Here is an 11721-nt window from a genome sequence, read left to right on the forward strand (position 1 = left end):
GGTAAGATAAATTCCATCATGTCCCGCTACAACACACCTTTTGAGATCCACGTCCACGGCGAAGTGCCATTGCGCGCGGACGTTAATTTTGAACAGCTGCAGGAGGCTCTCAAGCCACTGTGGAAATACACCGGCTCCAAGTCCCTGGCGGCCGGTGCTGCCAGCGCTTATGAGGAAGAGCCGGGCATCCGGTTCGACGCGCAAAAACATTTGCTTCAAATGTGCTGGACAGTCCCTGGCGACGAAGACTTTCGCCAGGCGCTCGACGAAATGTGCATGGGCCTGAACGACCTCGCTGAAGCGGGCGCTCCCATCGAAGTGACCTTCTACGACTCCGACTTTGACGAAGATGAAGGCGCAGACGAAGAGGACGCCCGTGATGATTTCGCGATGTATTTTGTAGGTCCCACGCCGGCAGCGATCATGCAGGTGCAGCGCGATCTCCTGGTCCAGGACATGATCGGCCTGATGGAGCGCCACTTTGACGGATCAGAGCTCGGTGAGGTCGTTGCGGCCGTCGACAAGCTGTTCGAGCAGCGCTTTGATGCACTGGTGAACTCCATGCAACTCGGTAAACCGCCGCGCGGCCTGGGCGGACCCCAAGGTGGCTCCGGCCATGGCGGCGGTGGCCGCAAGCCCCGGCATTTGCACTAAGCCGGCTTGGGTGAGTCTGAGGCTGCGGGCGAGCCAGGAAAGCCGAGTCCCCGCAGGTAAACGTCTATCGCATGCTGGCCGACTTCCAGCAGGTCAAAAGCCCCCGGATCCAGCAGCCAGTTCTGTATCAGGCCATCGATCAGCGCATGCAGCCCCTGCGCCGCCGCTGAAGCCGGCGCAGGCAACTGGAGGCGCATTTGTGCAGCTGCCGCCTCTATGCTTTGCTGGATGCCGGATAAAAAACCACCGCGCACTGCCAGATGACGCAGGCGAACCGCCTGGAGTTCTTCCACATATTCGACCTTCTGGGTCGCGACTTCAAAGACGCGCCGCGTTTGCGCGTCGGTCACAATTTGTCGCAGCGCGTTGGCAGTGGAGCGTCGTATCCTGTCCATCGGATTGAGGAAGTCCTCGCCCGGATGTTGCTGCGGGTCTATTTCCTGGTTGAACGAGTTCTCCATGGGCAGGGTAACCCGCTCCATCATGGCGTTGAACAGGTCTGCCTTGTCCTTGAAATGCCAGTAGACCGCACCGCGTGTGGCGCCTGCGCGGCGTGCAATGTCCTGCAAGCTCGTGCGTGAGACACCTTGAGCCTGAAATAGATGTTCAGCCGCATCCAGCAGCTTGTGCCGGGTCGCCATGGCTTCTTCTTTTGTCCGACGGGCCAATCCATGTCTCCTGCAAGTCAATTTAGCGGGTTGTCGTATACATTCACAAATGTATGTAAACTATATCACTCGTAAAAACCCTTATTCTTTTTGTTTTCGGCAAAACGATGACTTGCATCAAACGCCGCTCACATATTCCGCTTTCCGCTTTTTTCCCAAATTTTGAGGATCAGCATGCCCAAGTCTCGCATTGTCCATTCGCCTTTATTCTCCTCTTTTGCGCCATACCAGCCTCTCGTCCTGGTTGCTGCACTCACATTGTTCCTGGCCGGATGCGGCAAGGGTGCCGGTGCTCCCGGCGGGGCACCGCCTCCTGCGGAAGTGGGTGTGGTGACAGTTACCCAGGGTGACGTCGGTCTGGTGACCGAGTTGCCGGGCCGCCTGGAGGCTTCACGCGTGGCACAGGTCAGGGCCCGCGCGGCCGGTATCCTGCAAAAACGGCTGTTCCGTGAAGGCAGCGACGTAAAAGAAGGGCAGGCGCTGTTCACGATTGATCCCGCACCATATGCCGCCGCCGCCGCCAGCGCGAAAGCGGGCCAGGCGCGCGCTGAGGCCAACCTGGCGCAGGCCGCCGCATTGGCCGAGCGTTACAAGCCGCTGGTAGAGGCCAACGCCATCAGCAAGCAGGAATATGCCAACGCCGTTGCAGCGCAAAAGCAGGCGGAGGCCGACGTTGCTGTGGGCAAGGCGAATGTGCAGACAGCCAGCATCAACCTGAGCTACGCCGCAGTGACAGCCCCAATCTCGGGCCGCATTGGCCGTGCGCTGGTCACCGAAGGCGCTTTGGTCGGCCAAGGCGAGGCCACCCAGCTGGCTGTCGTCCAGCAGATCAACCCGATGTATGTGAACTTCACGCAATCCGCCCCTGAAATCATGAAGCTGCGTGCTGCCATGGAAAGTGGTCAGTTCAAACGTGCCACGGGCGCCGAAGCGGCCAGCGTGCGCATCGTGCTCGAAGATGGCACCGAATACGCCCGTCCCGGCCGCCTGCTGTTTTCCGACCTGACGGTCGACTCCACGACGGGGCAGGTGACCCTGAGGGCTGAAGTGCCCAATCCCGGGGGCCAGCTGCTTCCCGGCCTTTATGTGCGCGTACGCCTGGAGCAGGCGCAGGCCAGCAACGCCATCACCTTGCCCCAGCAAGCTGTCACGCGCACCGCGCAGGGCGACACTGTCATGGTGGTGGGCGACGATGGAAAAGTCAGCCCGCGTCCCATCAAGATCGGCTCCGCCAAGGGCAACCAGTGGGTGGTGCTCGACGGCTTAAAGACCGGCGAAAAAGTCATGGTGGACGGGTTCCAGAAACTGCAGCCGGGCGCACCGGTGAAGCCCGTGCCGTGGCAACCGGCCGGTGCGAAGCCGGCCGATGCGGCTTCCGCCCCCGCATCCGCCGCCTCCGGTGCGCAAGCTGCTGCGCCTGCTGCCTCCGCTGCTTCTGCAGCAGCGAAGTAAGGAGCCAACTACATGGCCAAGTTTTTTATTGATCGGCCGATCTTTGCCTGGGTGATCGCACTGTTCATCCTGGTGGTTGGCGGCGTGGCGATCACGCAGCTGCCGATAGCCCAGTACCCGCCGGTCGCGCCGCCTTCGATTGTCGTCAACACCGCCTATCCCGGCGCTTCTGCCCAGACGCTCGAAGACAGCGTGCTGTCGGTGATCGAGCGAGAGATGAACGGTTCACCCGGCCTGATCTACATGGAGTCGGTGGCGCAGGCCGACGGCTCCGGCAGCATCACGCTGAGCTTCGAGCCCGGCACCAATCCCGATCTCGCGCAGGTGGATGTGCAGAACCGCCTGTCGCGCGCCTCACCGCGGCTGCCCGCCGCGGTCACGCAGCAAGGCGTTCGCGTCGACAAATCACGCTCCAACTTCCTGCTGTTCATCATGCTGTCGTCCGACAATCCCGCGCACGACCCCGTCGCGCTCGGTGATTACGCTTCGCGCAACATCGTGCCCGAGATCCAGCGTGTCAAAGGAATCGGCCAGGCCCAGCTCTTCGGCAGTGAGCGCGCCATGCGCATCTGGCTGGACCCGGCCAAGCTCACGGGTTTCAGCCTGTCGGCAAATGACGTTAACAACGCCATCCGCGCGCAAAATGCCCAGGTGTCGGCCGGCAGCATCGGCGACCGCCCCAATGTGGCGGGGCAAGGCATTGCTGCCACTGTGGTAGTCACCGGCCAGCTTGCCAATGTCGAGCAGTTCGGCAACATTGTCCTTCGCGCCAACACCGACGGGTCGTCGGTGCGCCTTAAAGACGTGGCCCGCATCGAACTGGGGGGCCAGACGTATGCCACGTCGGCTCGCCTGAACGGCAAGACGGCGATCGGTATCGGTGTTCAGCTGGCACCTAGCGGCAACGCGCTTGCCGCTGCCAAGGCCGTTCGAACCAAGATGACCGAGCTCGAGCGCTATTTTCCGCAAGGCATGAAGTGGAGCATCCCCTACGACAGCTCGCGCTTTGTCAAGATTTCGATCTCCCAGGTCGCAGAAACGCTGTTTGAGGCGGTGGCCCTGGTGTTCCTCGTGATGTTCCTGTTCCTGCAGAACTGGCGCTACACCATCATCCCGACCATCGTGGTCCCGATTGCATTGCTGGGTACTTTTGCCACTTTGCTGGCGCTCGGTTTCTCGATCAACGTGCTCACCATGTTCGGCATGGTATTGGTGATCGGTATCGTCGTCGATGATGCGATCGTGGTCGTCGAAAACGTCGAACGCATCATGACCGAAGAGGGCTTGCCGCCGCTGGAGGCCACCCGCAAGGCGATGGGCCAGATTTCGGGCGCCATCATTGGCGTCACCGTGGTGCTGATTTCCGTGTTTGTGCCTTTGGCATTTTTCGCGGGCTCGACCGGCAACATCTACCGCCAGTTCTCCGCCGTGATGGTTTCGTCCATCGGCTTTTCCGCCTTCCTGGCCCTGTCCCTCACGCCGGCACTTTGCGCCACGCTGCTCAAGCCGGTTGAGGCTGGGCACCATCACGAGAAAAAGGGTTTTTTCGGCTGGTTCAACCGGGGGTTCTCGCGCACCGCAAAAAGCTATGAAAGCATGGTCGCGCGTATTCTCAAACGCGCCGCACGTTACCTGGTGATCTATGTGGCCATCATTGCCGCTGTGGCGGTGGTATACCTGCGTTTGCCCACATCCTTCCTGCCCAATGAAGACCAGGGCAACCTGCTGGTGAACGTGCAGTTGCCGCCGGGCGCAACTTACGAGCGCACGCTTTCGGTGATGGAAAAAGTCGAGGGTTTCATGCTCAAGCAGCCGGAAGTCGAAAGCATGGTCGGCGTGCTTGGCTTCAGCTTTTCCGGCCAGGGCCAGAATGCCGCGCTGGCGTTCGTGACGCTCAAGGACTGGAACGAGCGCGACGGCGAAGCGCATTCGGCCTCAGCGATAGCAGGACGGGCTTTCGGCGCCCTCATGGGTGTGCGTGATGCCTTCATCTTTCCGCTCAGCCCCCCACCCATTCCCGAACTGGGCACGGCCTCGGGCTTCAGCTTCCGCCTGCAGGACCGCGGCGGTGCGGGACATGATGCGCTTATCAACGCACGCAACCAGCTTTTGGGCATGGTTGCCAAGAGTCCGGTGCTCACACAAGTACGGCCCGATGGCCTGGAAGATGCGCCGCAGCTGCAGCTCGACATTGACCGCGACAAAGCCAATGCGCTGGGCGTGCCGTTTGACGCGATCAACGCGGTACTGTCCACCTCGCTGGGTTCCAGCTATGTGAACGACTTCCCCAACCAGGGACGCCTGCAGCGCGTGGTGGTCCAGGCCGACGCGCCTTCGCGCATGCAGCCCGACGACCTGCTCCGGCTCAACGCCATCAACAGCCGCGGCCTGCCGGTTCCGTTGTCGTCGTTTGCCAGCACGCGGTGGATCAAGGGTGCCATGCAAACGGTGCGTTACAACGGCTACCCGGCCGTGCGTATCAGCGGCAGCGCTGCGCCAGGCTACAGCTCGGGCGCAGCGATGGCCGAGATGGAAAAACTCGCAGCGCAACTGCCGCAGGGCTTCGGTTTCGAATGGACGGGCCAGTCGCGCGAGGAAAAACTCGCAGGCGCGCAGGCCATGCTGCTCTACGGCTTTGCCATCCTCGCGGTGTTCCTGTGCCTTGCCGCCCTGTACGAAAGCTGGAGCATTCCGCTCGCGGTGATCCTGGTGGTGCCGCTAGGCGTGATCGGTGTGTTGCTGGCAACGCTGCTGCGCAGTTATTCGAATGACGTGTACTTCCAGGTGGGGCTGATCACCATCATCGGCCTGTCGGCGAAGAACGCGATTCTGATCATCGAGTTCGCCAAGGACCTGCAGGCGCAGGGTAAAGGTGTCATCGAGTCGGCGCTGGCCGCCGCGCATCTACGGTTCCGTCCCATCGTCATGACGTCGCTGGCCTTCGGCCTGGGCGTGCTGCCGCTGGTACTGGCTTCCGGCGCCGGCTCCGCGAGCCAGCGCGCCATCGGCACCGGCGTGATCGGCGGCATGATCACCGGCACGATCCTGGCGGTGATTTTCGTTCCGGTGTTCTTTGTGGTCGTGCGCGGCCTCTTCAAGGGCAGCGAGCGGCAAAACAGGATGTATTCGGAGCATGCCAAAGCAGCAGGCATCACCGGAGAAGAAGGAAGTGAGGGTAAAGCCCATGAATAAATCCAGCATGAAACCCAGGTTTCCGCAGCTTTTGGCGGTTGGTGCTGCGGCACTGCTGGCCGGCTGCTCGATGATCCCGAAGTATGAGCGCCCGGCTGCGCCTGTTGCAGACCAGTGGCCGGCTGTTTCCGGTTTCACCACCGGTTCCGCGAAGGCGCAGCCTGCTGCTACCGCACCGGCTCCGACTGTCGCTGCGGCCGACATCGAGTGGCAGGCTTTTTTCAGCGACCCCAAACTGCGGCAGCTGATCGAGGCCTCGCTGCGCAACAACCGCGACCTGCGCATTGCCGTGCTCAATATTGAGCAAGCCAGGGCCCAGTACCGGATCCAGCGTGCCGACCAGTTCCCCACGATCAATGCCGGCATCACCGGTTCGCGCCAGCCCAATGCCAACGGTAACGGCAGCATCACGAGCTCCTACACCGGCGGTTTGTTGATGCCGTCCTATGAGCTCGACTTTTTCGGCCGGGTCTCCAGCCTGAAGGAAGCGGCATTGGCGCAGTACCTGGCTACGGAAGAAGGTCGCAAGACGGCACAGATCAGCCTGATTGCGTCGGTGGCCAACACCTACCTCAGCCTGCTGGCCGACGAAGAACTGCTGGCCATCACGCAGCAGACGCTGGCTACACGGGAAGAGTCCTTCAAGCTCAGCAAGCTGCGCTTTGACAACGGCGTTGCTTCCGAGCTGGATTTCCGCCAGGCCGAGTCATTGACCGAAGCCGCCCGTGCATCGCTGGCCCAACTGGTGCGCCAGCGTGCGCTGGACCAGAACGCCCTGACCCTGCTGATCGGCCAGCCGCTCAGCGGTGACCTGGCGGTGGCCTTGCCTGCCGGCAAAGGTCTGGCCGACGCACCCATGATGGTGGACGTGCCGGCGGGGTTGCCGTCTGATTTGCTGGAACGCCGCCCTGACATCCGCCAGGCTGAGCAACAGCTGCTGTCTGCCAACGCCGACATCGGCGCTGCCCGTGCGGCTTTTTTCCCGCGCATCTCGCTCACGGCTTCTGCCGGCAGCGCCAGCTCGCACCTGTCGGGCCTGTTCAAGAGCGGATCCTACGGCTGGACGCTGGCGCCGCAGCTGATCCTTCCGCTTTTTGATGCAGGCCGTAACCGTGCCGGGCTGGATTCGGCCAACGCCGGGCGTGACATTGCCATCGCCCAGTACGAAAAGTCCATCCAGACAGCTTTCCGTGAAGTCGCCGATGCGCTGGCGGGCCGCGACACCCTGGGCGAGCAACTGCGTGCCCAGCAGGCGCAGGCCAATGCCGAGGCGACGCGTTTCAAGCTGGCTGATCTGCGCTACCAGAACGGTGTGGCCAGCTACCTGGACCAGCTCGATGCGCAGCGTTCGCTGTTCGCCGCACGTCAGGCGGTGGTGCAAACCCGGCTGGCCCAGCTGCAAAGCCAGGTCACGCTGTACAAGACCCTGGGTGGCGGCTGGAAAGAGCCGCCTGAGGAAGCCTTGAGCCTGAAGGCGTCCACCCAGCTCAGCCGCTGAGCGGGTGCGCGGCGCCTGAGGGTGTCCGCAGGGACCGGACACCCGTGTTACAAAATTGATAGCTGCTTGCGCCCATGGTTATTGGGCTGGCAGCTATTTTTGTATGAATTCTCACAAAAAGCAGGACAGCCGATTTTCTTCCGGTACCCAAAATTCAGGTGACTTGTGCCTGCAAGCCAATCATCATGGGCGCAAGCAGCTATCAAAACAATAGCAACCCTGCGGACACTCGCCATGGCGTCAGAAGGCGCCGCCGCTTCGCCGCCGGAATTGCGTGAAGGCTTGAGCCAGGCAGTGGCTCCAGCCGTGCCGCGATGCACGGCTTGAATCGCGGTACCTGCCCGTGCCCGGTGGCTGCCGCATCCTGTCGCCTCGCTCGTTCAATTGTGAGCAAGTGTTCCCTATGTATCCCCCTGACTTCCGCGCCACCCATGGCTTCGTGAAGGCACGTTAATTGCTGAAGGGTTACTCCCTACGGGGCCGCGTCTGGCGCGGCGGTATATTCGCGCCGACTGACAGGCAAACGGGGGCTCCTCTCACGAGAGGGCCCCGTTCCATCAACCATGGCGGGCCACAAGCCCGCCAATTTTCTATTCGGGAGTGCAACAGGCATGAACTCAAACTGGACGATGAAGGCGCTGACAAGCGCCGTGCTGCTGGCCTTGGCCGGCCTGGCTGGCCTGGCGGTTGCGGCCACGGTGCCCGCGGGCGTGAAGCTGCACGAGACGCAGGAGCTGGTCCGCAACAATGGCTCCGAGCCTGAAACCCTGGATGCGGCACTGGCGACGGGCGTTCCGGCCAACAACGTGATCCGCGACATGTTCGAAGGGCTGGCTGCTGCCGACCAAAACGGCAAGATCGTCCCTGCCGTAGCGGAGAGCTGGAAGCAGGTCGACCCTCTGACCTGGGTCTTCAAGCTGCGCAAGAACGCCAAATGGTCCAACGGCGACCCGGTGACGGCTGAAGATTTCATCTACAGCATGCGCCGCTTCGTCGATCCGGCGACCGCCTCCAAATACGCTTCCACCTACGGCGTCTTCCTGCTCAATGCCAAAGAAATCATTGAAGGCAAGAAGCCCGTCACCGAACTCGGCGTCAAGGCCATCGATCCCTATACCCTGGAGATCAAGACGCCTTTCCCGGTCGGTTTTCTGCCCGAGGTCGTCTCCAATCCCCAGCTCGCGCCCTTGCATAAAGCCACGATCGAGAAATTCGGCAAAGACTGGACCCGGCCCGCCAACATGGTGAACAACGGCGCCTTCTCGCTGAAAGACTGGCAGGTCAACAGCAAGATCATCCTGGTCAAGAACCCGTCGTACTGGGACGCGAAGAATGTCCAGCTCACCAAACTCACCTATCTCTCTGTCGAAGACGGCAATGCCGATGTGAAGCTCTATGAGTCGGGCGAGAACGACTGGGTCTACCAGCTCCCGCCCGGCACCTTCGACAAGTACAAGGCGCAATACCCCAAGGAAATCCGCAACACCGACATGCTGGGCCTGCGCTATTACTCGCTCAACAATGCAGACCCGGCACTCAAGGACATCCGTGTGCGCAAGGCGCTGTCGATGGCGCTGGACCGCGACATCCTCGCGCAGCGCGTGACGGCCGACGGCCAGACCCCTGCTTACGGCGTGATCGTCAAAGGCACCTCGGGCGCCGACGTCACCTCTTACGATTGGGCCAAATGGCCCGCCGACAAGCGCATCGCCGAAGCCAAAAAGCTGCTGAAGGAGGCCAACCTTCCGGCCGGCACCAAGCTGAAGTTCTCCTACAACACCAGCGACTATCACAAGAAAATGGCCATCTTCGCGGCCTCGGAGTGGAAAACCAAGCTGGGCCTGGACGTTGAACTCGAAGCGATGGAGTTCAAGGTGCTCATCAAAAAGCGCACCGACAAGGATTACCAGATCGCCCGCAACGGCTGGATCGCCGACTACAACGACGCCACCACCTGGCTCACGCTGGTGCAGTGCGATTCTGACCAGAACTACCACAACAGCTGCAACCGCAAGGCCTCTGCGCTGATCGATGAAGGCAACCAGTCGATGGACCCGGCCAAGCGCAAGGTGCTGCTGACGCAAGCCGCAAAGATGATCATGGAAGACTATCCCATCATCCCTTTGCTGCAATACACCGTACCGCGGCTGGTCAAGCCTTATGTGGGTGGTTACTCGACCACCAACGCGCTGGACCGCTACCGTGGCAAGGACCTGTACATCATCAAGCATTGATGTCCGTCCGGGCAGGTGCCCTGTGTGCCTGCCTGTCCTTGATCTGCTTTTCACCGCCTTTCAATGTTTTTTCTGATGCCTCGCAGGTCTTTCAGGGCTAAGCTGTGCCTGGCCGACGCGCTCAGGCGCTCACACTGACATAGACCTAGCCCGGAGATATTCCCCATGTGGTCCTACACCTTCAGGCGCATCCTGGCGACGATTCCCACCTTGCTGGCCGTCGTCACCGTCTGCTATCTCCTGCTGCACGGCACGCCCGGCGGGCCTTTCGACGACGAACGCAAGGTGTCCGCTGCGGTGCTGGCCAACCTGCAGGCCAAGTACCACCTCGATCTGCCACTGTGGCAACAATACCTGTATTACCTCAACAGCCTGCTGCACGGCGACCTGGGCGCTTCGTTCCGTTATGCCGACTGGTCTGTCAATGAACTGGTGGCCAACGCGCTGCCGGTGTCCGCGGCGATAGGTGGGGGTGCCATCGTCATCTCCTTCTTTCTGGGTGTGTTCCTGGGCACGGTGGCCGCCGTGCGCCAGAACAGCGCGGTCGACTACCTCGTGATGCTGCTCGGCAACGCCGGGCATGTGTTTCCGTCGTTTGTGATCGGCCCAGTCCTGATTCTGGTGTTCGCCGTCTGGCTGAAGTGGGCGCCGGCCGGGGGCTGGAGCGATTTCGCCCCGCGTTTCATGATCCTGCCCATGCTGCTGCTGATCTTCATCAACGTGGCCACCATCGCGCGCGTCATGCGCGGCAGCCTGATTGAGGTGCTGCACAGCAACTTCATCCGCACTGCGCGCGCCAAGGGCCTGCCCATGCGCACCGTCATCCTGCGCCACGCCCTCAAGCCCGCGCTGTTGCCGGTGGTATCCGTCATGGGCCCTCTGGCGATCTCATCGATCACGTCGGCTATCGTGACCGAGTCGGTGTTCTCCCTGCCGGGCATCGGCAAGCTGATCGTCAATGGCGCCGCCAACCGCGACTACACGCTGGTACTGGGCCTCGTTGTACTGGTGACTGTGATCGCCGTTACGCTGAACCTGCTGGTGGACCTGGCCTACGCCTTGCTCGACCCGAAAATCCGGTACTGAGCAGGGATCTGCATGTTGTTTGAACAAAAAACCAGACAAGACCAGCTCGCCGCGGCTGTTGGCCAGACGCTGGCCGACGCCGAGATCCACGGCCGCAGCCCCTGGGCGGATGCGCGCGTACGCTTCATGCGCAACAAGGCCGCGGTGTTCAGCCTGTACCTGCTGGCATTCATCACGCTGTGTTGCATCGTCGGGCCCTGGCTGCTGCCGCATGCCTTCGATGCGGCCGACTGGGACGCGATGAGCCTGCCGCCCACGCTCAAGAATGCGCATTTTTTCGGCACCGACGAGTCGGGCCGCGACCTGCTGGTGCGCAGCCTGGTGGGCGGCCGCGTCTCGCTGCTGGTGGGTTTCCTGGCGACGCTGTCGGCCGTGACGCTGGGCATTGTGTGGGGTGCGACGGCGGGCTTCATAGGCGGCAGGGTAGATGCCTTCATGATGCGTGTCGTCGACATGATGTATGCCGTGCCTTACCTGCTGATCGCCATCCTGATGGTGACCATATTGGGGCGGGCCTTTTACCTGGTGGTGATCACCATCACGGTATTTTCCTGGATGAACATGGCACGCGTGGTGCGCGGCCAGACGCTGTCGCTGCGTTCCAAGGAGTTCATTGAAGCGGCCCGCGCGCTGGGTGTGCCCACGCGGCGCATCATCTTCCAGCACATTGTTCCCAATCTTCTGGGCATCGTCGCGATCTACACCACGGTCACCGTGCCGGCCGTGATCCTGGTCGAGTCCGTGCTGTCATTCCTGGGGCTGGGCATCCAGGAGCCCATGACAAGCTGGGGCGTGCTGATCCACGACGGTGCATCCGTCATGGAGGTCTCGCCCTGGATGCTGCTGTTTCCGGCGGGGATGCTCTCGCTGACGCTGTACTGCTTCAATTACATCGGGGACGGCCTGCGTGATGCGCTCGACCCCAAAGACCGCTGAG

The 11721-nt window shown here is 61.8% G+C and carries 8 protein-coding genes; 7 read left to right on the forward strand and 1 reads right to left on the reverse strand.

Features of this window, described 5'->3' with window-relative positions; genetic code table 11:
- Window positions 1-18: 18 nt before the first annotated feature.
- Window positions 19-654, forward strand: coding sequence for a DUF6806 family protein (locus AC1D13_RS08460; RefSeq protein WP_477689354.1), 636 nt, complete (start codon window positions 19-21; stop codon window positions 652-654).
- Here the strand turns inward: AC1D13_RS08460 and AC1D13_RS08465 are convergent.
- Window positions 651-1322, reverse strand: coding sequence for a TetR family transcriptional regulator (locus tag AC1D13_RS08465; protein WP_457280302.1), 672 nt, complete (start codon window positions 1320-1322; stop codon window positions 651-653). The two genes, AC1D13_RS08460 and AC1D13_RS08465, sit on opposite strands and share 4 nt — an antisense overlap.
- 174 nt (window positions 1323-1496) lie before the next feature.
- Between AC1D13_RS08465 and AC1D13_RS08470 the strand changes: the two genes are divergently transcribed.
- From AC1D13_RS08470 to AC1D13_RS08495, 6 genes are all read left to right on the forward strand, one after another.
- Window positions 1497-2774, forward strand: a complete 1278-nt coding sequence (locus AC1D13_RS08470) for an efflux RND transporter periplasmic adaptor subunit (RefSeq protein WP_457280303.1) — start codon at window positions 1497-1499, stop codon at window positions 2772-2774.
- Window positions 2775-2786: 12 nt separating this feature from the next.
- Complete coding sequence (locus AC1D13_RS08475) at window positions 2787-5966, forward strand: efflux RND transporter permease subunit (RefSeq protein ID WP_457280304.1); 3180 nt, start codon at window positions 2787-2789, stop codon at window positions 5964-5966.
- 7 nt (window positions 5967-5973) lie between these two features.
- Window positions 5974-7464, forward strand: coding sequence for an efflux transporter outer membrane subunit (locus AC1D13_RS08480; protein WP_477689355.1), 1491 nt, complete (start codon window positions 5974-5976; stop codon window positions 7462-7464).
- Window positions 7465-8075: 611 nt separating this feature from the next.
- A complete protein-coding gene (locus AC1D13_RS08485; RefSeq protein WP_477689356.1) occupies window positions 8076-9698 on the forward strand; it encodes a peptide ABC transporter substrate-binding protein in 1623 nt (540 codons plus the stop codon).
- Window positions 9699-9863: 165 nt separating this feature from the next.
- Window positions 9864-10784 carry an oligopeptide ABC transporter permease OppB gene (gene oppB / locus AC1D13_RS08490; protein WP_457280307.1) on the forward strand — a complete coding sequence of 307 codons (921 nt, stop codon included), beginning with the start codon at window positions 9864-9866 and terminating at the stop codon, window positions 10782-10784.
- Window positions 10785-10796: 12 nt separating this feature from the next.
- On the forward strand, window positions 10797-11720 hold the full coding sequence (locus AC1D13_RS08495) for an ABC transporter permease subunit (protein ID WP_457280308.1): 924 nt from the start codon (window positions 10797-10799) through the stop codon (window positions 11718-11720).
- Window position 11721: the final 1 nt, after the last annotated feature.

This window comes from Polaromonas sp. P1_E12, assembly GCF_056405975.1.

Bases quoted from the DNA above. Each gene is read 5' to 3' on its own strand.
- AC1D13_RS08460 (WP_477689354.1), top strand. From the start codon at position 19: ATGTCCCGCTACAACACACCTTTTGAGATCCACGTCCACGGCGAAGTG.
- AC1D13_RS08470 (WP_457280303.1), top strand. From the start codon at position 1,497: ATGCCCAAGTCTCGCATTGTCCATTCGCCTTTATTCTCCTCTTTTGCG.
- AC1D13_RS08475 (WP_457280304.1), top strand. From the start codon at position 2,787: ATGGCCAAGTTTTTTATTGATCGGCCGATCTTTGCCTGGGTGATCGCA.
- AC1D13_RS08480 (WP_477689355.1), top strand. From the start codon at position 5,974: ATGAAACCCAGGTTTCCGCAGCTTTTGGCGGTTGGTGCTGCGGCACTG.
- AC1D13_RS08485 (WP_477689356.1), top strand. From the start codon at position 8,076: ATGAACTCAAACTGGACGATGAAGGCGCTGACAAGCGCCGTGCTGCTG.
- oppB (WP_457280307.1), top strand. From the start codon at position 9,864: ATGTGGTCCTACACCTTCAGGCGCATCCTGGCGACGATTCCCACCTTG.
- AC1D13_RS08495 (WP_457280308.1), top strand. From the start codon at position 10,797: ATGTTGTTTGAACAAAAAACCAGACAAGACCAGCTCGCCGCGGCTGTT.